Origin of the sequence: Clostridium sp. DSM 17811, from assembly GCF_018861905.1 — a bacterium.
Taxonomy (GTDB): domain Bacteria; phylum Bacillota; class Clostridia; order Clostridiales; family Clostridiaceae; genus Clostridium_AD; species Clostridium_AD frigoriphilum.
On record NZ_JAHLDU010000001.1, the window covers coordinates 196,615 to 222,083 of the forward strand.

Here is a 25,469-nt window from a genome sequence, read left to right on the forward strand (position 1 = left end):
TGTAATATATACTTACTTACAATATAAAAATGTTTTTCTTTTTACTTCATGCCTTTAAACCCTATCTGTCTAAGTGCCTCATATGCAACGATAGCTACTGTGTTTGAAAGATTAAGCGACCTAGTTGTACTGCTTATCATAGGTACTTTTATACATCTCTCTGGGTCGCTATCACGAACGCTATCTGGAAGTCCTGACGACTCTCTTCCAAATACTATAAAATCTCCATCTTTATATTCTACATCTGTGTAGAAATTCGATGCCTTTGTTGTAGAAAAATAGAAAGTTGAATCCTTATATTTTACGCGTAGTTCTTCATATGAATCATGTAACTCTAAATCTAAATAAGGCCAATAATCTAGTCCTGCCCTTTTAAGTTGTTTCTCCTCTAAACTAAATCCTAAAGGTTTTACAAGATGAAGTTTGCAATCTGTTAAAACGCATGTCCTTCCTATATTACCAGTGTTTTGTGGGATTTCAGGTTGAAATAATACTATATTTAAATTCATAATTAATCCTCCTATTTTTCTATTGTCTCAGCTCTTTTATATGCTGCATCTGTTATTGCTTTTGGATAATGCATATATTCTAAAAGTTTAATTGCATTTCTTGTTTGTGAAACTCCCTTTTTAATCTTATAGTCAAAGCTTAAACCCTTGTGGTTATCAACCTTTTCACTAAAGTAGTAAAACTCATAATTTTCTTTTAAAATATCAACTAATTCTCTATCATGTGTAGCTACAATTGAAATACTTTTTCCATTATTTATATATGTTAATATAGCTGCCGACATAGAAATTTTTTCAATTGGGTTTGTACCTCTAAATATCTCATCAATAGGGCAAAATACAGGTGCTTCCTTTTCTAAAGCTTTGATTATACGTTGTATAGATTCTACTTCTGCCATAAAGAAACTCTTTCCCTTTGTTAAATCATCATTCGGACTAATTGATGAAACTATGTTAAAGAAAGGTGCTTCATAATCTTTAGCCAATGCAAAATTAAAACTTTGTGCTAAAATTATATTTACTCCCATCATTCTTAAAAACGTTGATTTTCCAGCCATATTTGTACCTGTAAGCACAATTCCGCCTTTTTTTATGTTAATTGAGTTAGGAACAGCATTCTCTATAAGAGGATGTACCCCATCCTTTATATTCAAACTAATCGTCTTTGTAAACTTAGGTTTTACACACTGCTCCTTCAGATTATGTTCGTAACCTGAAATTGAGATTAATGCTTCTAATTCCCCAACAATGTAGTAAAGATCCATTAACCTTTCTTTTTCTCTTTTTATTTTATGAGATATAGAGTAATAGGTTGTTTCCTCTAAAAGAAAAATAACAGAAATGAATTCAAAAACACCTCCCCACATATTTATAATTCCTATTGTTTTTGTACTCAAATCTATGTCTTTCATACCTTTAAGAAGCTCTTTTATCTTATCTTTGTAATAAAGAATTTCTTTATCATTTATACTTGCTATTTTTTTAGCTGCCTTAATATTCTTTTGCAAATAGAATATACCATTAGACTTAATTGCCCTTACTTCTGTAGAATTTATAATCATATTAATTGAACCTATAGCAAATAATAATATCATATATTTAGGACTTGCAAATATTGCAAGTAAAATCGCTATCGCTGGTATTACCTTGCCTAGAATGCTGTACACATAATATTTAGTTTTATTTATGATAAGGTCAGTTTCAATCATATCTAAAAAACTATTTTTAGTATCACTATTTAATTCAAAAAAAATACACTGAAGAGTCTCTCGAAGCTTCGTATTTTCTTTAATAGACTGAATCAATTTTCCTCTTTCTTTTAGCTTATCTTCCTTCATTAGAGGATTTCTAAGCATTGAGTATAAAGACGCTTCTCCAGGACTGCTATATGATCTATCCAGCTTTTCATACACCTTATTCATATCTAAATCATCCCATGTCTGATCGTCTATTGTGTATTCACTCCTTTCACGCATGGTAAAAAACTTCTTAGCCTTCTCAATGTTTCTTGTCTTATCCGCATCTTTATTATAATCTTTTCTTATTGATCCTAAATATTTGTTAATCATAGTACAATGCTCCTTTAGATTTTTTTAATGTTCACTTTAGTTTAATCAAACTGCTATTATTTCTTAGTTCCAACTTTCTTAACTTCATTTATAACGTGGAACGTATCTTTATTTATAATTTCAGTATTAACTAACTTTCCATTTTCATAAGTTTTTCTAGTCACTTTAACCTTAAAACCTGCATAACCTGTCTTTACAATCTCACTTTGACCCTGATACATTGTTGGGTCTTGTATAGTTTCTGTTTTAGGGTCCGTAGGTTCCGACACCTCATTTACTATTTCATAAGTTCTTTTAGTTAATGTAGAGTTAGAATATATATTGAAATGTATGTTTCCATTTGACAAAAGGCCTTCAATATATATTGGATACTCCAATGTATTTTTAAACTTATAATCAAGATTTCCATAATCAACTGTAGCATCTTGTCCCTTCGGAATATAACCCGATGATATTGTATGATGAATTCTTTCTACAGAAACAATCGAAGTTGAGAGCATTGCATTATACAAAGTAGATGAGACTTGACATATGCCTCCGCCTAACCCCTGTTCCAATTTATCACCAATTATTACACCTGCTGCCTTGTACCCTCTTAAAGCAGTTCTCTCTCCTACAACATCATTAAAACTAAAAACATCTCCTGGCATAAGTAGTTTCCCATTTATACTCCCAGTTGCTAATGCTATATTTGTCGCTCTACCTTCTGATGAGCTTCCAAAGTTAGTAGTATAACTTGATATTCTTGTATTTATTGTCTTTAATGCAGCCTCTGAAATTTTAGGTTTTATGTCCTTAACCGCAGCCTTTATATAGGCATCATCCTTGGATACGCCAACATCAATTTTGCTTTTAATATCGTTTTTTAATTTGTCTACTTCTAATTGCTTTCCAATGACATCATTTGTAACAACAAATTGTCCACCGCTCTCCTTAGCTATAGTTGCATTCTTTGCCTTTTTATCTATCTCTTTAGCTATTCCCTTTAATATTTTGTCAACAGCCTTATCATTATATTCAAAGGTTAGTTTTATTTGTTTACTCACAGGATGTGTTATGGCTTTGTATTTTTGAAACATATTCCTATCTTTCCCATAAGTTAATGCTTGCTCTACTGCTTGGTCAACATTGTACTTTGCCTCTACCATTTTATAGTCGACTATATATTTTTTTTCATCAGTTACTATAGTAATTTTTTTCTTCATGACCTTACTAGCATATTTGTCATTAATTATCGTTTGCGCTTCTTTCCTAGTTTTACCTGTTAAATCTTCATTTTCAATTTTAACTCCAGGTAAAATCAAAGAATCCCAATATTTCACTCTAATATAAGAGTAGCCACTAAATGTAAATGTACTAAATAAGATTAAAACTCCTATTATTATAATTGCCTTTTTTTTCATCTATAATCTCCTTTTATACTCATAAATATTATACTACAAAGAAGTCGATATTCCTATATGCTACTAACGTCATGCAAATCTAAGTTTGACTTTTTTCTTTTTCTTATTTATCGACTTTAAATTCACAATCTTGTATTAATTCATCATCTTCTATGGTAAAATTATACTTATATTAATCTTATTTTGAAGGAGTGATAATTTGAATTATAATGAAGATAAAATTAAATATTATTTAAAGAATATCCTTTCAATTTCTAGTCCCTCAGGGTTTACAGAGAACATTATGAAGTACATAAAAGAAGAGCTAGACATTTTAAAGGTGCCATATTTTGTTACTAATAAAGGTGCAGTTATAGCAACACTAAAAGGTGAAAACAACGATTTTCAAAGAACACTTTCTGCACATGTTGATACACTTGGAGCAATGGTTAAAAAAATTAATCCAAGCGGTTCACTCTCACTAGACCCTATCGGTGGATATATGATGAATTCAATAGAAGGTGAAAATTGCACTATAGAAACTATTGATGGCAAATCTTTTACAGGCACTATTCAAAGTATAAAGCCTTCAGTCCATATTAGCGGAGATGACGCTCGGGGACTTAAGAGAACCCCTGAGAATATGGAAATAATTCTTGATGAAAAAATATCTACAAAAAAAGAGGTAGAAGATTTAGGTTTAAGCGTTGGTGACTTTATTTGTTTTGATGCAAGAACCATTTTTACTGAAAAAGGATTTGTGAAATCTAGGCATCTAGATGATAAAGCTAGCGTTGCAATACTACTTTATGCTATCAAATATATAATAGATAACAACATAAAACTTCCATATACAACAAATATATTTATTAGCAATTATGAAGAAGTTGGACATGGAGCCTCTGCATCCATACCAGAAAAAACTAAAGAATTTGTGTCTGTAGATATGGGTTGCCCGGGGCTTGATCAAAATTCTTCTGAATACAGTGTATGTATTTGTGCTAAAGATTCATCAGGACCTTATGATCTAAAACTTAGAAAGAAATTAACGCAAATATGCAAAAAAGAAAAAATTGATTACAAGGTTGATGTTTATCCACACTATGGTTCTGATGCATCTGCAGCTTTAAGAGCTGGATGGGACATAAAAGCAGCCTTAATTGGTGCTGGGATTTTTGCTTCACATGGCTATGAAAGAACTCATATGGATTCAATATTAAACACGCTAAATTTAATAATAAAATACTGTATTCAAGAATAAAGTAACTTTAAAAGGCTAGACAATTACAATTGTCTAGCCTTCTAAAATAACTTTTAATTATCTAACTTAAAATTAGTCACGACCCTATCCCCTGTTTCATTATCCACTTTAATAACGTGCACTTCTTTATTATCTAAACTCCAAATACTATCACAATAACTGTATTGACTAGTTGCATCTAACCCACTAGTATCCTCTACATTTCGTATAGCTCCTGACCAAGACTCAGTACTGCTATCTGCAATTGATCCATTATCCGTTATGCTATAAGATTTATCTGCTAATATGTTATAAACACATAAAGTAGAAATTGTTTTTTCGGTAGGTGTTACCTTTGCAAAGCTCGTCATTCTTGAAAAAGTAGCCATTTTTGCAAAACCTGCTGTTTTTACAGTACTTATATCTGGGCTTTGTGTTTCTATTCCTTCTTTTACATAACTAATTAGATTGTCATCATTAGAGAAAGCAGGATACTTACCGTTAGCAACATAACTACTAGTATTATCTTTTAAATTTTGAATAAATATTTGACCTTTAGACTCATACAGTAATTTTTTTCCGTTTTTGGACACCATAGGATTTTTACCATCCGCAATCTTAGTAGATACCTTTCCATTTTCACTAGATAAATAGATAGCACCATTTTCTAGAGCTACTTTATTTGCTTTAAAATAAATTATTTGGCCACTAGGTGTAAAATTGGGCTTATTAACTACTTGTGTCTTATCACTATAGGCTATTAACATCTTCTCGTTTGAAGATTTTAAATCTTTTATATATATGCCGTCATCTTTAACACTAGCTAATTTCGTTGCGTCGATAGAGTACCTTGGATCATATGTTGTTAATGCAACAAGAGGTGCACTTGGAACATCTATCGTTGGTTTTGTAACTATTTCTGGGATAACTGTTTCCGTTATAACAGGTTTAACCTCAGTCCCTTGGCCTTGATTTGTTTGGGCATCATTATTATCATGATTTACAACTCCCGTGATAGCGTTATTAGGAATAATATTCTGTGCCAAAAGATTATTTATAGGCTTCTTAACGTTATTACCACTTAGGACATCACTCACGCTACCTGCGTTTCCTTTTATTACTGCTAATTGTTTGTTTTTATAATTATTATTTATCATATCGTCTAAAATCTTTAATCCATTTGCTTGCTTACTACTATCCTCAAGTGATCCTTTTGGACTTATAGCTGGAATAGCTGGAATAGCTGAATTAGTTATTCCTTTGGACCTTGTAAATATATTTTTATTTTGAATATCAATAGCCTTAAATATTGATCCACTAACAAACACGCAAATTACAAAACCCGAAGCTATTTTAAAATATTTATTTTTCATAAAGTTGCTTTTATGTTTAGGCTGCTTTGTAATATTGTTATACTTATCTGCAAACATTATTTTATTTTTTAAATCTGATTTAAATTCCTCATCAATAACGATCTTTGCTGCATCATTACACAATGATTTCTCAATATTGTTTTCATTTATTTCCAATTACATCACCTCCTAAACTATGTTCATAACTTTTCTTAATTTTCTTTATAGCTCTAGAAATGGTTGACTTAACAGTACTTTCTGTTATATCTACCGCCTCTGCAATTTCCCTGAATTTTAGACCACCATAAAACCTCAAATAAAGCATTTTTTTCGTTTCTTCTGGTAATATATCAATTATTTTCTTTACACCTTCAAATTCATCTCTAATAGCTATATTTTCATATCCAAAATCCTCGTCGCCTCTATCCAAAAAGCTTTCTATAGGAATTACTTTACTGTTTTTTCTATAAAAATCTATAATAGTATTATGAGCTATTTTAAATATCCAATTCTTGCTTGCTTCTACCTCAGTAATTTTATCCTTGTTCTCATATATTTTAGTAAACACAGTAGCAATTATATCTTCTGCATTCCATTTGTTTTTTACAGAAACAAAAATGTATCTATAAACGCAATTGTAGTACATGTCATACAGCTGTTCAAACTTACTTGGCATTAAGCAGTACCCCCATCATAATTTGTTTTCATATAAATACAACTGGTTTTAAAAAAACATTTCACATAATATACGTGAAACCTTATATTTAGTTGCATGCTTTACCAGTTTTTATGTAAAATATGTATGAAATATGTGTTAAATGTTCACACATACTTATTAATATTATACCATAATATTAATAAGTCTATTGTATATGGAAATATAATTATATACTTCCATATTAACAATAACTTATAATAAAACATAAAGTTTTACAACCATTTATAAAAAAGCCACTTGGTAAACTTTATTTACCAGGTAGCTCCTGTGAAATTTATCATGATGATTAATCATCTCCTTGGGAGCTGCAGTGCTAACGACTTCAGAAGGAGATTTAGAGATCCACTTAAGTTTTCATTTTGTTACAGTATATATCCTCACTTATAAAGGTGGGAGACTTTCCTTCTGAAATGTCGTTAAGTTAGCTACAAAATCTATGTTTACCAATTACTTTTATAAGTGTACGTGACCATATCCACTTATTCGTACTTGTCGCAGGATTGAAATAGAATACAGCACCTCCAGAAGGATCCCACCCATTTAGTGCATCTCTTGCAGCCCTTATAGAACTTTCTTCAATTTTTGCATTTATTTGTCCATCCACAATCGCCGTGAATGCACCTGGTTGATAAATTACTCCTGCTATTGTAGATGGAAATCTTGCATCTCTTGTTCTATTTAAAATCGTTGCTCCGACAGCCACCTGCCCCTCATATGGTTCTCCTCTAGCCTCTCCATTTATAAGTTTAGCTACTAAATCCACATCCTTATTATTCGTTACATTTTTGTTAGAAGGCGACCCAGAGGCCTGCGTACTAGACGGAAGACCTATAGCTGCGAGTGTTGAATTTCCTGCCATTCCGTCTACTTTTAATCCATTACTTTTTTGAAAAGACTTAACGGAAAGATATGTACTGTAGCCATATATTCCATCGACACTTTCCTTATAATATCCCCACTTTTTTAATTTAGTTTGAATTTGTTTAACTTGTTCTCCACGCGCGCCATATTTATAAACCTGTGCTATAGCTTGATTAGTATAAATATTAAAATAAACTTCATTTGAAAAATATGCTATTAAGATAATCATAACTACAGCGCTACATCTTTTGAGTAAATGTTTTTTAAGCCTCAAACCTATTCCTCCTTAAATAACAATATATAAATGTCATTAATGGTATTAGTTTGTGCTTAATTCCAAAAAAAATACACTATGCTACTATAAGGCACAGTGTATTTCTTTATATAATTTTTTTAAGTTTTCTTTTCCATCTTGGAGACAATAGTTCTTCAATAATATCATTCATAATTACTATTCCACATAACTTTTCATCAATATCAACTACTGGTAAAGAAATCAAATCATATTTAAGCGCTATTTCAACAGCTTCCTCGATATCTTGACTATCTTTTATTCTAATAACTTCATCGTCCATGATATCTTTAAGTTTCCTCGCAGGAGCTGAAAGAACTAAATTTCTTAAAGAAATGACTCCTTGAAGTTTTTTGTCTTCATCTACGATATATATATAATGTATTACCTCATCTTCAGGCTGAAGTTCCCTTAAAATTTCAATAGTTGCACTAGCCGTAATATTTACATTAAAAGATATAAAATCCTTATTCATTATGCTACCAACAACTTCCTCTTCATAATTCATAAGATTTCTAATTTCTTCTTCATCATCTTTATTAAAATTTAAGAGGATTTTTTCTGCATCGTCTTCCTTCATTTCATCTAAAATATCCGCAATCTCATCATTAGGCATTTCATCTAAGATTTCTTGTGCAAGCAGATTATTAATAGTACTTAAAATATCTGCTTGAACCTCTGGCTGCAATTCTTCTAGAGTATGTGCTGCCAAATCCTTGTCTAGACTTTCAAAAATTTTATTTCTAGCGATTGTATCGAGTCCCTCTAAAATATCTGCAAGATCTGCTGGATGAAGTTTAGTAAGTTTTGAATATGGCTGTGTTAGCTTTAAGCTGTGATCTACCATCTCGAGTGATTGAACACTTTCCCAAGTTATGCTATTATCTTGAGGTTTTCTGCCTAAAATATTATAAAAAATTTTTATTATGCCATCTAATTTATATTTTCTAGCCGCTGCAATAATACCTGATTCTACAGCTATAACTCTTATTTCTCCACCAACTTTCGTCATGGTTAAATCATTAACTTTAACTACTTTTTTTCCATTAACATCTACTATTTGTTTGTTTAATAAATGCTTAGATAAAAGATATGAAAATTTTCTAGGAATTATCTCTTTAACCCCTCTTACCTGTACTGTTATTTTTTTGTCTTCTTTTCCTACTTCAATATTTCTAAATTCATAATTAAAAATTTCGCTTTCCTTTTTAATTTTATATCCTATAACTCTTGGATATCCTTGCTCAGTAGTAACATAAAGATCAAGCAACTTCCCAATATTATCATCAAACTCATCATACACATTTTTATTTAAGATTGAGCTTAAATAAAACACAGAAATTATTTCCATAGATATCCCTCCTCTTATGCAGAGAAACATCAAAATGGAATTTTAACTCATTTACTTATATTCCCACTTTATCTATGTCAACTTATACTTTAAGAAATTCTCTGCATAATAATATTAAATTTTAAAATTAATTTTGACCTTCTACTTCGAGGGCCATTTTCCATTTTTTTTCACCACCTATAATTTTTTTCTTCTATATTAGTAGATTATATTATCTTTTCTTAATTGTAAAAAATATTCTCACTATATAATTATATTATATATATACTTCAAAATGCAACTAAAAAAGTGAAATTCAATTATATTTATAAACTTTTCTAGTTCATATTTTTCTATAGATATGTTAATATTATTATATAACGTAAACACAAGAAAACTAACTTTAGTTTAATTAATAATTATTAAATTAGCTAAAGATTCGACTAATCTCTCAGGAGGATTATATGATAGTAAATAAACAATTTTTACCAATTTGCATGAATGATTTAAAAGAAAGAAATATATCTCAATTAGATTTTATAATAATTACAGGTGATGCATATATAGATCATCCATCCTTTGGTAGCGCTATAATTGGAAGAACTCTAGAGCGAGAAGGCTTTACTGTAGGCATTATAGCCCAACCCGATTGGGAGGGTATTGAAGATTTTAGAAAACTTGGTAAACCTAAATTCGCATTCATTATAAACTCTGGAAATATAGATTCTATGGTTAATCACTATACAGCAGCAAAAAAAAAGAGACATGATGATCTTTATTCTCCAGGTGGTGAATCAGGTCACAGACCAGATAGGGCCGTAATTGTATATTGTAACAGGGCCAGGGAAGCCTTTAAAAATGTTCCAATTGTAATTGGTGGTATAGAAGCAAGTCTTAGGCGATTTGCTCACTATGATTATTGGTCCAATAAAGTAAGACGAAGTTTATTAATTGATGCTAAAGCCGACTTGCTACTTTATGGCATGGGCGAAAAAACCATAGTTGAAATGGCTAATCTTTTTAAATATGGTATGAGTATAGAAAAAATGACTTCTATTAGGGGCAGCGTATATGCTACAAAAGACATTAGTAACCTTGAGGATTATGTAGAAGTTCCTTCTTTCGAAACTGTCTCTACTGATAAACTTGCTTATGCGCAGAGTTACAAATTACAATCATTAGAACAAGATGATATAAGAGGAAAAGTCGTTGTACAAAAGCATAATGACAGATATGTAGTTCAAAATGCTCCACAGATATCTTTAACCCAAGCTGAAATGGATATAACTTATGGTCTGCCATATACCAGAACCTACCATCCTATATATGAAGCTAAAGGTGGTATTCCTGCAATTAAAGAAGTTGAATTTTCTATAACAAGCCATAGAGGATGTTTTGGTAGTTGTTCATTTTGTGCATTAACATTTCATCAAGGTCGAGTTATACAAAACAGAAGTCAAAAATCTATAATAGACGAAGCTACTCTTTTAACTACATTAAAGAATTTCAAAGGATACATTCACGATATTGGTGGTCCTACTGCAAACTTTAGACACAGAGCTTGCAAGATTCAAGAAAAAGTAGGTGTATGCCGCGATAAACAATGCATGTTTCCAACTCCATGCAAAAATCTTATTATTGACCACACCGAATACTTAGATTTATTGAGAAAAGTTAGAGTAATTCCCAACATAAAAAAAGTTTTTATTCGTTCTGGAATAAGATACGATTATTTAATATATGATAAAAACACTAAATTTTTTGAAGAATTATGTGAACATCATATTAGTGGACAATTAAAAGTAGCCCCAGAACACATTAGTGACAAAGTACTAGACCAAATGGGAAAATCCAAACAAGAAGTATTTGATAGATTTGTGAAAAAATATAACGAAACTAACAAAGAACTAGATAAAAATCAATTTTTAGTTCCATACTTTATGTCAAGCCACCCCGGTTGTGACCTCGAAGAATCAATTAAATTATCAGAATATATAAATGAAATGGGCTACACTCCAGAACAGGTTCAAGATTTTTACCCAACACCTGGAAGTTTATCTACTACTATATTTTATACTGGAGTAAATCCCTTCAGTGGTGCAAAGGTTTATGTTCCTACCGAGCAAAAAGAAAAAAATATGCAAAGAGCCCTTATGCAATTTAAAAATCCAGAAAACTACAGCATTGTAAGAGAGGCTCTAGTAAAAGCTCATAGAGAAGATTTGATTGGTTCTGATAAAAAATCATTAATACCATCAAGACCTACCAAAGCAAATAATCATCCAAAGTATCAAGGGAAGAAACATTCTAAGTTTAGGACACCAAATACAGAACCTGGACATGTTTCTGAACCTGCTCCAAGGACTTTTACAAAACCTTCTTTAAAAACAACATCAAAACCAAATTTGAAGACTGCTTCAAAACCCTCTAAAAAACGTACATCAAACCTTAGTCCTAGAAAAAGACAAGGATAAAAAAAGTAAAAGACATATGTAGCTATAATTTTTTATAGCTACATATGTCTTTTGATATTTCACTTTAAATCTCACCTTTTAACTTTATTCAAAGCATAATCCATTGTTAAAATCCAAGAAATATCTCCTAGCAATAAAAAATTGAAACTTGTATTTATTGAAGTTAGAAGGACTGCTATTAATGTAATACTCGCTGATATAACTATTAATGATGCTCCCAGTTTATTTGAATAGCGTCTATTAAATAGATTTATACCCATAATTATAAGGATTGAATTTATTATAAGTGACGCATAATAAAAATAATTCTCTAATTGTAATTTTATAATATGTCCATAAAGATTTGATATAGCAGTATTTGCACTAGAATTATATATGACAATACAATAACCCAAACACAAAATTCCAGATATCAATATAATTCTTCTTAATTTAATCGTATTTTTCCTAGCAAATACAAAAGCTGAGATGATGCCACATATTGGTATACACAAAAAGTTTGTGTATACCAAAGGTTTTAACATATATAAATAATTTTGCTCATTTACAATTAAAAGTATTATTAAGGTTATGTATCTAAATGTCATTAAAGTTAAAGCTACAAAACTTATTATTTTGATTTTTCTAGGAACATAATATAGACTACAAATTATACCTTCATATAATAATAAAATCATTATAAACAGTAGTAAAAAATATATTTTCATTCTTATTCTCCCTAAAATTGCTACTGTTAATATTTATTAATTAGCATATGAAATTATGCATAATTTATTGTATTTTAGATCCTATTACAGATATTCCACCCTTTTCGCAAGTAATAAGTAGAGGAAAATCTGGTCCTCTCTCCCCATCTATGTCTGTAACGATATCCTCGTGACATTCTATTTCGAGCTTACTAGTCTTAAAATAAACAATTCCCTCAACATTCTCAAGGTGTTCATTCCTTAACATTTTGATGAAAATATTTAAAATGTTTTTCATATTTCCAGCCTTTATTATTATTACATCTAAAAGTCCATCGTCCACTTTAGCCTTGTATGCAAATCTCATACTTCCTGCGGTTTGTCCATTAAATACTAACATTAAGTACATATCACCATCAAACAAAACTTCATCTGAAGTGACCTTTATTTTTAATTTTCTAAAATTCGGCAATTGCTCTATTCCCTTTACATAATAAGCCAATTTACCTATAGTATTTTTAAGATTCATATCCATTTTCTGAGATATATCTGTGAATAACCCTGTACTCGCTACATTTACAAAATATTTATCATTTATCTTTCCTAAATCTATCTTTTTTGCATCACTATTTAATATCTGATAACATGCATCATACACATCATGCGGCATTCCTATATAGTTTGCAAAATCATTTGCAGTACCTACTGGAAGAATTGCTATAGGTAAATCGATTTCCTTTTTTTTCATCTCATTTACTACACTATCTATTGTTCCATCGCCACCTGCTATTAAGACATATTTATAACCTTCATCTATGTCAAAAAAAGCATCTGATATAGGATATTCATTACATATTCTATATGGTACTATTGTATACTTATATTTTTGATGCATCATTATTATTTGGTCTAGATCTGATGTTATAGTGCTTTCTCCAGAATATGGGTTGTAAATAAACTTCACCTTATTCATTCCATTCTCTCCTATTTCCGCCTAATTTAACGATTTATTTATAAACATTATACCTCTTTAAAATTAAATCCACAAGATTCCATTTTCTTGTGGATGTTTATTAAATAATATTAGACTTATTACAATTGCCTTTAAAAACAATGCGAACAAGGAATTGAAATTTCACCCAAGACGTCTGTAGTTTCCTGTTTTAAATTTGGTTCTAATGCTAAATCTCCGAGGGTTACGATCCCAATTAATTCATTATTTGAAGTAATTGGCAATCTTCTTATTTGCCTCTCACCCATAATCCTAGTAGCATCATTAACATCTATATTTTCATCTCCTACCACTGGGTTCGAAGTCATAATTTGTCTTATCTTTTGCACTTTAATGTCATTACCTTCTGCTACACATCTTAAAATTATATCTCTATCAGTTATAATACCAACTAATCCTCTACCCTCTGTATTTACAGGAATTGATCCTATATTATACTCTCTCATAATTTGGGCTGCACGTTCAACCGTATCATCTACTGATAAACTTATAACTTCTTTAGTCATTATTTCCGAAATTTTCATTTTATAATCCTCCTCATCTCTCTTTATGTTAGATAACAATTATTATATTTTAACCATAATTAAAAATTTATATTAATGTTTTTTATTCTACTTATATTTTTTTAGAAAACATAAAATCATCTCCTGGGTCGTTAAAACAAAATATAAAATTTGTATATTTTATTTTTATTATAAAATAATGTATAATTAAAAATATCTTTTATACAAATTATATGCTAACCTAGTGTTAAGTTTATAATGCAATTTTATTATTTAGGGAGTGGTGTTTAGTGGAAAAATCTTTTATACCAAATATTCTTACCTTTGGAAATTTAGTTTTTGGTTTGTTATCTTTGTTAATGACATTTCAAGCCAATTACAAGTTATCTATAATTTTTATATTATTAGCTGCTCTTATGGACAGATATGATGGACAAGTAGCACGACTTTTAAAAGTATCTAGTGAACTTGGAAAAGAACTAGATTCATTAGCAGATCTAGTTTCTTTTGGAGTTGCACCTTCTGTACTAATATTTAATTTATATGATTTCATCTCGCTTGGGAATTTAGGTTATATTTGTTTTTTAGTATACCCTGTAGCTGGTGCATATAGACTAGCAAGATATAATAACTCTACGTTTAATAATGTTTATACAGGTATTCCTATTACTTTAGCCGGGATACTCGTAGCACTTTATGCTCTAATTACTTTAAACTCAACGCATAGCTTCCCACTTACTATTATTATAATGTTTATACTCTCTTACCTTATGGTAAGTAAATTACAAATTAAAAAAAGGTGACAAAGATTTGAATTATAATATAAAAATCATTTTATATCTCTGTTATTAATTAAATCACACAAAAATACCTATTAGTTAAATACATTTTTTATGTCTTTAACTAATAGGTATTAAATTAATATTTTCTAATTCACGTAAGATCAAAAACCTTAATCTTTTAACCTTAAGTCCTCATCAATTTCTGATTCTATATACTCTATTTGAAGCTTGCTTTTCATAATTTCGGTTTTCATTTTGCAATAAGACATATAACTATAACTTGCATCATCTAGCACCTTTATTGTCTCATCTATAATATTCCCTACCCCATCCGCTCTTTTAAGCGCATCCTTAACATCACTTTTTTTAGATAATGCAATTCCATTTAGTTCATTTGCTCCGCCTATTAATAAGCGATATGAACTAACTAATTTAGATAAAATATCTGCCAGATTATTTATATCATTGTAATAATTCTGAACCACTCTTCTATGTGCCAAATAATCACCTTTTAGTTTAATTATATTATAAAATAAATTAGATTATGTTATATTTTTTTTATTTTGATAAAATTTCTTTTGCAAGTTTTATTCCTGTAGGAGTAGTTGCAAGGCCACCCATAGCAGTCTCTCTTAATTCACAAGGCAATTGCCTGCCTACCTTATACATTGCAATAACTGTATCATCAAAAGGTATTCGGCTTGTAACTCCACTCATAACAAGATCTGCAGTGGTTAAAGCACTTACTGCCCCAGCTATATTTCGCTTAGCGCAAGGTACCTCAACCAAACCTGCAACAGGGTCGCATACTAGCCCTAGTATGTTTTTTATCACAATAGCTGCTGCATCCATTGCCATAGCAGGTGTTCCACCCATCATTTCGACTACCGCAGCCGCACCCATAGCAGCCGCTGAACCACATTCAGCCTGACATCCGCCCTCCGCTCCTGATAGTGTAGCATTTTTAGCAATTATAATACCTATCCCAGCCGATGTAAATAACGCATTAATTAGTTCATCTTCATTTTTATTTAATTTTTCCCCTGCAGTAATAACTACAGCTGGAATTATTCCACAAGAGCCCGCTGTAGGTGCTGCAACTATTTTACCCATAGTTGCATTTACTTCTGAACAAGAAACAGCTCTTGCCATTGCTTTTATCATAAATTCACCTGTTAATGTATTTTTAGCCTCTGCATACATGTTTAGTTTAATTGCATCGCCTCCTATCAACCCACTTATTGACCTAGTTTCGTTCGTGAGCCCATATTCTGCTGCTTCTCTCATAGTATTTAAATTTTTTCTCATCTTTTCAATAATTTGACTACGCGTAAGCCCACTCTCATCCATTTCACACATTATAGTATATTCCCAAATTGGTATATTCTTTTCCTTACATATATTTAGAAGTTCTATTCCTTTGTCTACGAACACAATTTTTCCCCCTTGTAATATCTTTAGTTAAAAATCTTACTCTTAATTATTCTCTAATATCTCTACTTTTATTACGACTCTACCAATGGTGCAATTTCTCTTATATTATATATATTGCCCATGCTCTTAATTCTGTTTAGAACATCTTTACCAACTATACTATCTGTTTCAAAAACCATAGTGGCATTTAATCCTCTACTATTTCTATATACATTCATAAATGCTATATTAACATTTTCCTCATATAATATAGTACTTACTTTTGAAATCATACCTGGAATATCTTTATGCCTAACTATAATTGTTGGATAATTACCTGTAAACTCAACTGCTTCTCCATCAACACTAAATATTAAAATATTTCCTCCTCCAACAGAGGAGCCAATAATTTCTATTACTCTACCACTTTCTTTCGTTATAACAAACTTTACAGTATTCGGATGAACATCACCCAAATCTGCGAAAGCAAACTCAACATTTAGTCCTTCCTCTTTAGCTATATTCATTGAGTCTTTAAGCCTATCATCCCAAGGATCCATCCCTAAGATCCCTGCAATTAATGCCTTATCTGTCCCATGTCCTTTATATGTTTTAGCAAAAGACCCATGAAGCACAAATTGGACCGACATTATGCCCTTACCCGCAATAATAGAAGCAACCTTAGCAAGCCTCGCCGCCCCAGCTGTATGAGAACTTGATGGCCCAATCATAATTGGACCTAATATATCAAAAGCACTATAATTTTTCATTTTGTCCTCCTTTATCGTCCCTAGACATTTCTATTTCTTAAAAAAATAACTAAGTCATGTATCAAAATTTCTCCTACGTGATTAGCAACCGAATTCAAAACAAGAAATTCAATTAAAAGATTCTAATCTTTTGCATATATAAAATTCTCTTCCTCTGGGTCGTTCTTTGGGGGACATAACAATTATTAATTGTTATGTCGCTCACATTCGGCATCATGCCTCAGGTTCGCTAGCCTGCCTTCCTGGCAGTCTTACGAGAATTTTATATCAGCAAAAGAAGAATCTTTAAATTAAATTTCAATAGTTTTTTAATTTCTTGTTGCTAATCACTTCGGAGAAATATCATACTTTTCAACTTTAAATCTATTGTGTAAAATAAAATTTATAACTATGCTGATGAAAACATGTAAAAGTATTACAAATAGTATATAGTAAGTTTTACAAATTCTTGGTTTACGAATAAATATTTGGCCTAAGCATCCTAGGAAGCATAACAATTATTAATTGTTACTCACCTACACTCCTCCCGGTTGTGCTAGCACTTCTTAATCATTCTACCTTATAGATACCGTTGAAACATTACTTAGAGTCTGCTAACGAACATTCGATGGCATTTAAAATATACCATTGACAACAAGTATGAAGTTTCTCCAAGGTGACTTGCAATACGAAACGAAAAAACAATTGAAATTTCATTTAGTAATTCTTGTTTTGCGAATGTTAAATTTTCGTAGGCCTGACAGGAAGTCAGGCTAACGAACCCGAGACAGGACGTCGAGTGTGAGTGGTAGAAAATTTCACATAAGTAAAACATTAGAATTTCTTAATGTGATTTCACGTTTCGAGTTCGTTTGCAAGGTGTGTAGGAGAAACTTTATACTTTTCATATTAGTATTGATAGAAACAACTTCCACCAGTGAATTCTCTTATTATTGAATTATCTGGAACCAAATCTTTATCTACATCTTTAAAGAAGTTTAAAAAACTTCTTAATTTACTTGCTTCATAATACACTGGACTATCTTCTCCCAATTTATTAAGCTCTTCTAATGCAAATTTCTTAAGCACACAAAGCTCATAGACTGAACTAGAGTTAAACATTACATCTGCCTGCTCTTGAAATACAAAAATATTTTTTTCCTCTCCACGTTTTATAGAAGGCCACATTTTAAGAGTTTCTTCGGCGCCATATCCCCTAGATAAATAATCTCTAACTATTCTCCTAATCATTCTTACCTCTGTTGTGGAAATTCTATTGTGATCATCTACATTTAGTTGCGTTAAAGGACTTATATATATTTTAAACTTACTCTCTTTAGGTATTGAGGAAGTTAAAATTTCATTTAATCCATGTATTCCTTCTACAATCACAATTCCATTTTTGGGCATTTTAATTTTATTATTAACCCATTCCCTCTTTCCTGTTTTAAAATTAAAACTCGGTATTTCGATTTCCTCGCCAGAAAGTAGTAATTCTAAATCCTTGTTAAAAAGTTTCAAATCCAAAGCATATATAGATTCAAAATCATAATCACCATTTTCATCTCTTGGGGTAATATCCCTATCAAAAAAATAATCATCTAACGAAATAAATATTGGTATCAATCCATTTACAGTTAATTGAACACCTAGCCTCTTTGAAAAAGTGGTTTTCCCTGAAGACGATGGTCCTGCTATAAGCACTAGTTTAGCTAATCTTCTCTTATGAATCATATCCGCAATATATGCGATTTTCTTTTCATGAAGCGCCTCAGCCACCCTAATTAAATTAACAATGTCACCATTTACCACTTCATCATTTAGTGCACCGACACTTCCAACCCCTAGTATTTCTCCCCATTGCGCTGCTTCATAAAACACTTTAGCTAATTTTTCTTGTTTGTTAAACTTAGGAATTCTGTCTGGGTCATCAATAGTGGGATATCTTAGTATAAAACCTGGCTCATAATACATCAAATCAAATACTTTTAATATCCCTGTTGAATAGGCCATAGGTCCATAAAAATAATCATATCTTCCATTTAATTCATAAAGTTTTATTTCCTTTGAGTTAACATATTTTAAAAGCTTTACTTTATCTTGCATATTATACTGCGTAAATATCTCCACTGCCCTCTCTTTAGAAAATGTTATTTTTCTTATAGGAGTATCTGCTTTTATTATTTCACTCATTCTATTTTTTATGTCATATATATCATCAATATCAAGTGCTTGCGTTTTATCTATTTCTCCAAACAACCCTTTACTTAAAGAATGTTCGATAGAAATATTAGCGCTTGGAAATAATTCTGAAATTGCTTTTATCAATACAAATTGAAGAGTCCTAACGTAGGTCGTCATTCCTATTTTGCTAGCAATATCCACAGTTTCAAAATTACCCCCATTCATAATAGTGGTTCCTAGTTCATAAATTTTATTATTAATTTTACCTAGAACTACTGGTAAATCATTTTTTAAATTATTTTCTTTAACAATATCATTTAACGTAGTTCCCTCTTTGGCTACTACGTTTCTACCATCATTAAGCACTATATCGAAACTGCCCATTTGCCCATCCCCTATTTTTAGTTATTACTACTATTATACTGTAATTTAAAAAAAATGTATCATTTACCCCTTATAATTTTCGTGATTTAACAAACCATATATATTATATAGTAAAGAGGTGATATTGTGCTTGTTTTAGTAATCAGAACTTTTTTCTTATACTTTTCAATAATATTTATTATGAGGATGATGGGTAAAAAGCAAATAGGTCAGCTTGAACCATTTGAACTAGTAATTGCTTTAATGATTTCCGATCTTGCAACCTTTCCAATGGAAGATATAAGAATACCCCTTTTACATGCTATTATACCAATAATTACTTTGCTATTTCTACAAGTAGCTTCATCTTATATTGAGCTAAAAAGTGAAAAGGCTAGGAAACTCTTAACAGGAACACCCAGCATATTAATAAGAGACGGAAAAATTGATGTCAAAGAGCTAAGATATCAAAGATTTAATATTAATGATTTGCTAGAAGAACTTAGATTAAAAGGATATTTTAATTTATCCGATATCCAATATGCTATTTTGGAAACTAGTGGTGCCTTGTCTATATTACCAAAAACCGGTCAATCTACGGCTACAAAAGATGATTTAAATATACCCATAACTCAAGAGTCTTTACCTATACCTTTAATTATGGATGGTATCATTAATTATAAGAATTTAAAACTTTTAGAAAAAGATGAAACTTGGCTAAAAAACATATTAAAGAGAAATAAAATATCCTATGCAAGTGATCTCTTCATAGGAATGCTTGACTCTAAACATAAGTTTTATTATCAACTTAAAGAAGGGAAAGGTAATAAAAAATGAAAAATGTTTTGATAGCTTTTAGCTTGTTCGTTATAATGATGGTAGGAATATTTTTATCTGTAAATATTATAAACGTCAAATGTAGCAAGTTACAAGATTTAAATTGTACTCTTGAGAACTATATAATTAAAGAAAAGTATCAAGATGCATACAAATTATCACTAGATTACATAGCTGAGTGGAAGAAAACTTCTAAACTTTTAACTATATATACACACCATGAAGACTTAGATAATATAGATAGCGAGATTTTAAAATTAACTCAATATATAAAAATTAAAGATAAGTCAGAAGGATTAGCAACTGTTCATGTTATGAAATATCTTGTTGATCATATAATGTCCCATGAAAAGGTATCTATAAGCAATATTTTTTAATTTATAGATATCATTTATAGTAAAAGGGTAGAAAATAGTCCATTTATAGCTTATAATTATAAGGAATCATAAAAAGTCCCGCAGGGACAATAAATGTCCCTGCAAAATTTGAAAGGTGGAATTAATATGGCTTTAGTTACTACTACTAAAATGTTTGAAAAGGCAATAAAAGGAAATTACGCAATTGGTGCTTTTAACATCAATAACATGGAAATAATTCAAGGAGTTATCGACGCTTGTGCAATTCACAAGTCAGCTGTTATACTTCAAGTATCAGGTGGCGCTATGAAATATGCAAGACCAACTTACCTTAGAAAAATGGTAGAGGCTGCTATAGAAGACACTGGTCTTGATATAGCTCTTCACTTAGATCACGGTTCAGATTTAGCACAATGTAAACTTGCAATAGCTTCTGGATTTACTTCAGTAATGTATGATGGTTCTCATTTTGATTATGAAGAAAATGTAAGGACAACTAAAGAAGTAGTTGATTTTGCTCATTCTAAAGGTGTTGTAGTTGAAGCTGAGCTTGGTAAACTTGCTGGAGTTGAAGATGCTGTTAGTGTTTCAGCAGCAGATGCAACATATACTGATCCAGAACAAGCAGTAGATTATGTAACAAGAACTGGTATAGATTCTTTAGCTATAGCTATAGGAACAAGCCATGGTGCATATAAATTCAAAGGTGAACCTAAACTTGATTTTGAAAGATTAACTTTAATTACAGAGAAATTAGAAGCTGCTGGTCTTCATAATTTTCCAATAGTTCTTCATGGTGCATCTGCTGTAGATCAAGAATATGTTACTATGATCAATGAATTTGGTGGAGAAATGAAGGGTGCAAAAGGAATTCCACTAGAAATGCTTAGAAAAGCAGCTTCTATGTCTGTTTGTAAAATAAACATGGATACTGATTTAAGACTTGCAATGACTGGTTCAATAAGAAAAGTACTTACAAAAAATCTTGGCGAAATAGATCCTAGAAAATATCTAGGAGAAGCAAGAACTAACATAACTAAATTAGTTGAAGGTAAAATTACTAATGTTTTAGGATCTTCTAACTCATCTAAGTAATCTGAATTATTAAATCCAAAAGACCCACAGTATAATATGCTGTGGGTCTTTTGGGTTTATTTTGCATTAAATTTCTTACGCCAAAAAAAAGTATATATTACGTATAATGCATTGAAGCGAGCTTTAGAACTTCTTATTATATTTTTAATTAAGATGCGTTAAGAAAAGCATATGTTTGAGCACAGCGAGTTTATGCTTTTTAGCAGATTAATTAAAAATATAATTAGTAGTTCTTAGCGAAGTGACTGCATTACTAGTGAAATATACTTTTTCTCTTTATTTTTCAACGTAATTACTTACATGTTTGATAACCATATTAATTGTTCCATCACCATTTCTTTGTATTTCAAAGCGACTATCATCATGATATGTTTCTTCATTTACATATAAATCTATATCTTTATCAATCTTAAGTCTTACTCTTTTTAATTTCTTGTCTATCCATTCTTTATCAAGACTAATATTTTCGCAAATTCCTTGCTGTGCTATAAACTCAACAAATTTCTCCTTGTTTTCATTATTTTCAGGAAATATCTGCTGCGACAATTCTTTAACATCAATATTATCTTCTTCTCTAAGTTTTCTTTTTATAGTACTTCTAACAACTTCTGCTTCATCTGCATTTTCTGCGAAAGTATTCTGGGTGAATTTTTCAACTGCCTTTACAAAACTTTTAGTTACATCTCTTTCATTGTCAACAATCGTGCAACCTAAATAATTATTAATAAAATAGTTTGAGTCATTCTCTTGGTTCTCATTATTTGATTCCTTGGTTTTGCTCCTTTTATCAATAACCATTAAATCAAAACTATTTTCCTCTCTAATTGGTTTTATAAAAGCGCATTTTTGTATCCTTTGGGCACTACCAGGTAGACCCGTAAACTGTGGCACTATATCAATTCCTAATTTTTCATCCACAAACTCAATAGTGTGGACATAGTTTTTTATATAATCCATTTTAAATATACCAAGTACTGGACCAAACTCCGTAGTAAAAGATACTACTATTAAATCGCAAGAAGGAATACTCCCCTTAGATCGCATTAAAATAAACATTTGTTTTGCTAGTTCCTTTGAAACAGCGAGTATATTATTCTCACCATTTAAATATTCTTGAGATAAATCTTTTACTATATTTGACTCAGGAGAAAATACCCCATATTTTAAGTCTTCATCTTTTAAGCATTTTTGAATATGTTTAAGTATAAAATTATATTTTTCTTCATCTAAATCTAATGCATATTCATTCAAGATAGGTTCATCTGCATTATTGTCTAAAACATGAATAATAGCCTCATTTATATTAACTTCTTTTATATACTCCAAAAAAACACCACCTTAATAATTATCTAAGGCACATGAAAATAATTCGCAAGTTAAGTCATCTCCTGAGGAACTGTAACATCTCTTAATAGATGCTTCAACAGCTCTGCAAAAAATGAGTTTACTTATTTGAATGTGCTTAACTATTATACTATGTATTTATGATTATAACAAAGTCATATATTGCTATCAAAATTGATAATTTTAATGAATTATTAATGTTACTTTATTTAAGTTATGATATAATCACAATTAATGGTTAATTAATTAATTGATCATTATATACCCTAAAGTATCAAGGAGGATTATTTTGAAAGAAATAGAGCTTAGAATTATAGACATTGATGTTAAGGAAATTCGCCAAAAATTATTAAGTTTAAATTGTTTAAAAGTAAAGCAAGAGGATCAAATAAATAATATTTATGATTTCTCGGATAAAAGACTACTACTCGGTAAAGGCTATGCAAGAATACGTACAGTTAAAGACAATTTAAAAAATTCAACTATTCACTATATCACCACAAAAAAACTTATAAGCCAAGAGAAATATAAAATTATGGATGAGCATGAATCTGAAATTAAAGATGAAATTGCAGCGAGGGGAATATTTGAAGCCTTAGGCCTCGAGCTTATGCAGTCTATTAAAAAATATAGAGAAAGCTATAAATATAAAAATACTCTTATAGAAATTGACATAAATGAGAAGGAATTTTGTCCTTTTCCTTATATAGAAATTGAAAGTGAATCGGAAGCTGAGATTGAAGAAGTTGTAAGCTTACTTGGTTATAGTTTAGCAGATACTACCTCTAAAAGTATTTATGAAATATTAAAAGCCAAAAAATCAATGGAAAAGCTATAATGTTTGGATATGTAACTCCATGTAAAATGGAAATGAAGATAAAAGACTACGAGATATTCAAAGCTTATTATTGTGGTCTATGTAATTCCATAAAAAATGATTTTGGTAATCTTCCAAGACTTACTCTAAATTTTGACATGACATTTTTAGCAGTACTTTTGGATTCCTTATCAGAAAGTAAATATAATTTCGTTAAATTCAAATGTTTAATACACCCATTAAAAAAAAGACTTATGATAAATAATAATAAAGCTTTAGATTACGCTGCTTTTTGCAATGTTACATTAGCTTATTATAAACTAATGGATGATGTCCAAGATAATAAAACAATGAAGAGCAAAATTTATTCAATATTTTTAAAAACCTATTTACCAAAAGCAGAATTATCATATGCTGATGTAATGGAGTATACAAAAGACAAACTGTTACTTCTAAACACTCTAGAGGCAAATCATAATGATATGGATACTTATGAGCATCTATCTATAGATGAACAGCTATCTATAGATGGGTTATCGCATGTCTTTGCTGATCTTACAGGTTTTATAATATCCTTTTATTATAAAGAAGCCTCTTTTAAAGATGATTTATACTGGCTTGGATATAATTTAGGTAAATGGATATATATTATAGATGCTTATGATGATTTAGAAAAAGATATAAAAAGTAATTCTTTTAATGCTATAAATTCATTACTTAATACAGATAATCTGGATTTCAAAAGTTTTTCTATATTAATTAAGCCAAGAATTGATTTTATATTGGCTACTTGTGCATCTTCGTGCTTAAAATATTTGAATAATTTACCTTTGATTAAAAATGAAGATATATTAAGTAATATACTAGAGCTAGGACTCATGGAAAAAATGGATAAAGTGTTTAATAAAGAAACTATTGATAATTTAAAAGGAGTGGAAGATAAAAATGGCAAATCCCTATGAAGTACTTGGTGTAAAAGAAGGAACCTCTAAAGAAGAAATTAAAAAAGCCTATAGAGAACTAGCAAAAAAATATCATCCTGATCAATATGGTGATAATCCATTAAAAGATTTGGCAGAAGTTAAAATGAGAGAACTAAATGAAGCTTATGATACCCTTATGAAAGGCAATGGATCTTCTAATAATAACAGTTCATCAAACAATTATAGTTCTTCTAACAATGGTTCAAGTTCAAATAATGACTACAATAATAACAATATATATCAATCTATAAGAATGGATATAAATAGTGGTAACCTCCCCTCTGCTGAGCAAAAATTAGGTTCCATGAACACAAAAACTGCTGAGTGGAATTTTTTAATGGGAACAGTTCATCTAAAAAAAGGTTGGCATGATAGTGCCTATACTTTTATTAATCGTGCCTGCACTCAAGAACCTAATAATGTTGAATACAGACAAAGCTTTAATCAACTAAATAATCAATCTTCAAATTATAGAAATAACTATTATGGTAGGACAAATAACAATTCCGGCGGCATGGGTAACATGTGCCTTAACCTCTGGTGTGCAGATACCATTTGTGAATGTTTAGGCGGAGATCTTATTTCGTGTTGCTAAGTCTATTAATTTAGGAGATGATTT

At 30.3% G+C, this 25,469-nt stretch carries 24 protein-coding genes; 9 read left to right on the plus strand and 15 right to left on the minus strand.

Translation table 11 applies throughout. The features are described from left to right. Positions 1-41 precede the first annotated feature (41 nt). Genes KPL44_RS01040 through KPL44_RS01050 form a run of 3 tightly spaced genes read right to left on the minus strand, consistent with a single transcriptional unit; the run spans position 42 to position 3,480 of the window. Positions 42-509 carry a tRNA (cytidine(34)-2'-O)-methyltransferase gene (locus KPL44_RS01040; RefSeq protein ID WP_216246563.1) on the minus strand — a complete coding sequence of 156 codons (468 nt, stop codon included), beginning with the start codon at positions 507-509 and terminating at the stop codon, positions 42-44. A gap of 11 nt (positions 510-520) precedes the next feature. Beyond that, complete coding sequence (locus KPL44_RS01045; RefSeq protein WP_216246566.1) at positions 521-2,077, minus strand: MutS-related protein; 1,557 nt, start codon at positions 2,075-2,077, stop codon at positions 521-523. A gap of 56 nt (positions 2,078-2,133) precedes the next feature. After that, the gene (locus KPL44_RS01050; RefSeq protein ID WP_216246568.1) at positions 2,134-3,480 is read right to left on the minus strand and encodes a VanW family protein; all 1,347 of its coding nucleotides are present in this window, start codon (positions 3,478-3,480) and stop codon (positions 2,134-2,136) included. A 199-nt stretch (positions 3,481-3,679) separates the two neighbouring features. Here KPL44_RS01050 and KPL44_RS01055 point away from each other — a divergent pair, with 199 nt between their 5' ends. Continuing rightward, a complete protein-coding gene (locus tag KPL44_RS01055; protein ID WP_253201572.1) occupies positions 3,680-4,720 on the plus strand; it encodes a M42 family metallopeptidase in 1,041 nt (346 codons plus the stop codon). Between the two features lie 53 nt (positions 4,721-4,773). Here the strand turns inward: KPL44_RS01055 and KPL44_RS01060 are convergent, their stop codons facing one another. The 4 genes from KPL44_RS01060 to KPL44_RS01075 form a co-directional block, all read right to left on the minus strand. After that, a complete protein-coding gene (locus tag KPL44_RS01060; RefSeq protein WP_216246570.1) occupies positions 4,774-6,228 on the minus strand; it encodes a TolB family protein in 1,455 nt (484 codons plus the stop codon). Further along, positions 6,215-6,727: an RNA polymerase sigma factor gene (locus KPL44_RS01065; protein ID WP_216246571.1), complete on the minus strand. Its 513-nt coding sequence runs from the start codon at positions 6,725-6,727 to the stop codon at positions 6,215-6,217. Before KPL44_RS01065 ends, KPL44_RS01060 begins: the two co-directional genes overlap by 14 nt. A 463-nt stretch (positions 6,728-7,190) precedes the next feature. Next, positions 7,191-7,859: a spore cortex-lytic enzyme gene (sleB, locus tag KPL44_RS01070; RefSeq protein ID WP_216247109.1), complete on the minus strand. Its 669-nt coding sequence runs from the start codon at positions 7,857-7,859 to the stop codon at positions 7,191-7,193. Positions 7,860-8,010: 151 nt separating this feature from the next. Then, positions 8,011-9,273 (minus strand): magnesium transporter, encoded by a 1,263-nt coding sequence (locus tag KPL44_RS01075; protein WP_216246580.1) that lies wholly within the window; start codon positions 9,271-9,273, stop codon positions 8,011-8,013. Positions 9,274-9,719: 446 nt separating this feature from the next. On the opposite strand from KPL44_RS01075, the gene KPL44_RS01080 reads away from it, so the two are divergent. Continuing rightward, positions 9,720-11,726 (plus strand): YgiQ family radical SAM protein, encoded by a 2,007-nt coding sequence (locus KPL44_RS01080; protein WP_216247111.1) that lies wholly within the window; start codon positions 9,720-9,722, stop codon positions 11,724-11,726. A 71-nt stretch (positions 11,727-11,797) separates the two neighbouring features. Here the strand turns inward: KPL44_RS01080 and KPL44_RS01085 are convergent, their stop codons facing one another. The 3 genes from KPL44_RS01085 to KPL44_RS01095 form a co-directional block, all read right to left on the minus strand. Next, a complete protein-coding gene (locus KPL44_RS01085; RefSeq protein ID WP_216246582.1) occupies positions 11,798-12,433 on the minus strand; it encodes a hypothetical protein in 636 nt (211 codons plus the stop codon). Positions 12,434-12,497: 64 nt separating this feature from the next. Then, the gene (locus tag KPL44_RS01090) at positions 12,498-13,385 is read right to left on the minus strand and encodes a YegS/Rv2252/BmrU family lipid kinase (RefSeq protein ID WP_216246584.1); all 888 of its coding nucleotides are present in this window, start codon (positions 13,383-13,385) and stop codon (positions 12,498-12,500) included. Between the two features lie 131 nt (positions 13,386-13,516). Further along, on the minus strand, positions 13,517-13,948 hold the full coding sequence (locus KPL44_RS01095; RefSeq protein ID WP_216246586.1) for a CBS domain-containing protein: 432 nt from the start codon (positions 13,946-13,948) through the stop codon (positions 13,517-13,519). A 269-nt stretch (positions 13,949-14,217) separates the two neighbouring features. Here KPL44_RS01095 and pssA point away from each other — a divergent pair, with 269 nt between their 5' ends. Further along, positions 14,218-14,730: a CDP-diacylglycerol--serine O-phosphatidyltransferase gene (gene pssA, locus KPL44_RS01100; RefSeq protein WP_216246588.1), complete on the plus strand. Its 513-nt coding sequence runs from the start codon at positions 14,218-14,220 to the stop codon at positions 14,728-14,730. 149 nt (positions 14,731-14,879) lie between these two features. Here the strand turns inward: pssA and KPL44_RS01105 are convergent, their stop codons facing one another. From KPL44_RS01105 to KPL44_RS01120, 4 genes are all read right to left on the minus strand, one after another. Beyond that, positions 14,880-15,209, minus strand: coding sequence for a hypothetical protein (locus KPL44_RS01105; protein ID WP_216246590.1), 330 nt, complete (start codon positions 15,207-15,209; stop codon positions 14,880-14,882). 58 nt (positions 15,210-15,267) lie between these two features. Then, a complete protein-coding gene (gene sdaAA, locus KPL44_RS01110) occupies positions 15,268-16,143 on the minus strand; it encodes an L-serine ammonia-lyase, iron-sulfur-dependent, subunit alpha (RefSeq protein WP_216246592.1) in 876 nt (291 codons plus the stop codon). A gap of 71 nt (positions 16,144-16,214) precedes the next feature. Beyond that, positions 16,215-16,892 carry an L-serine ammonia-lyase, iron-sulfur-dependent subunit beta gene (gene sdaAB, locus KPL44_RS01115; protein ID WP_216246594.1) on the minus strand — a complete coding sequence of 226 codons (678 nt, stop codon included), beginning with the start codon at positions 16,890-16,892 and terminating at the stop codon, positions 16,215-16,217. An 888-nt stretch (positions 16,893-17,780) separates the two neighbouring features. Further along, complete coding sequence (locus tag KPL44_RS01120) at positions 17,781-19,439, minus strand: nucleoside kinase (RefSeq protein WP_216246595.1); 1,659 nt, start codon at positions 19,437-19,439, stop codon at positions 17,781-17,783. A 126-nt stretch (positions 19,440-19,565) separates the two neighbouring features. On the opposite strand from KPL44_RS01120, the gene KPL44_RS01125 reads away from it, so the two are divergent. From KPL44_RS01125 to KPL44_RS01135, 3 genes are all read left to right on the plus strand, one after another. Continuing rightward, positions 19,566-20,255, plus strand: a complete 690-nt coding sequence (locus KPL44_RS01125) for a DUF421 domain-containing protein (RefSeq protein WP_216246597.1) — start codon at positions 19,566-19,568, stop codon at positions 20,253-20,255. Then, a complete protein-coding gene (locus KPL44_RS01130; RefSeq protein ID WP_216246599.1) occupies positions 20,252-20,632 on the plus strand; it encodes a DUF4363 family protein in 381 nt (126 codons plus the stop codon). Before KPL44_RS01125 ends, KPL44_RS01130 begins: the two co-directional genes overlap by 4 nt. 126 nt (positions 20,633-20,758) lie before the next feature. Further along, positions 20,759-21,706, plus strand: coding sequence for a ketose-bisphosphate aldolase (locus KPL44_RS01135; protein ID WP_216246600.1), 948 nt, complete (start codon positions 20,759-20,761; stop codon positions 21,704-21,706). Positions 21,707-21,982: 276 nt separating this feature from the next. On the opposite strand, the gene KPL44_RS01140 is transcribed toward KPL44_RS01135, so the two are convergent. Continuing rightward, positions 21,983-23,032 carry a nucleoid-associated protein gene (locus KPL44_RS01140; protein WP_216246602.1) on the minus strand — a complete coding sequence of 350 codons (1,050 nt, stop codon included), beginning with the start codon at positions 23,030-23,032 and terminating at the stop codon, positions 21,983-21,985. Positions 23,033-23,339: 307 nt separating this feature from the next. Between KPL44_RS01140 and KPL44_RS01145 the strand changes: the two genes are divergently transcribed. The 3 genes from KPL44_RS01145 to KPL44_RS01155 are packed head-to-tail and all read left to right on the plus strand — an operon-like array spanning position 23,340 to position 25,445. Then, positions 23,340-23,888: a class IV adenylate cyclase gene (locus KPL44_RS01145; RefSeq protein ID WP_216246604.1), complete on the plus strand. Its 549-nt coding sequence runs from the start codon at positions 23,340-23,342 to the stop codon at positions 23,886-23,888. Continuing rightward, the gene (locus tag KPL44_RS01150; RefSeq protein ID WP_216246606.1) at positions 23,888-24,829 is read left to right on the plus strand and encodes a DUF5685 family protein; all 942 of its coding nucleotides are present in this window, start codon (positions 23,888-23,890) and stop codon (positions 24,827-24,829) included. Before KPL44_RS01145 ends, KPL44_RS01150 begins: the two co-directional genes overlap by 1 nt. Next, positions 24,813-25,445, plus strand: coding sequence for a J domain-containing protein (locus tag KPL44_RS01155; protein ID WP_216246608.1), 633 nt, complete (start codon positions 24,813-24,815; stop codon positions 25,443-25,445). The genes KPL44_RS01150 and KPL44_RS01155 overlap by 17 nt, the downstream gene beginning before the upstream one ends. The last annotated feature ends 24 nt before the right edge of the window (positions 25,446-25,469 follow it).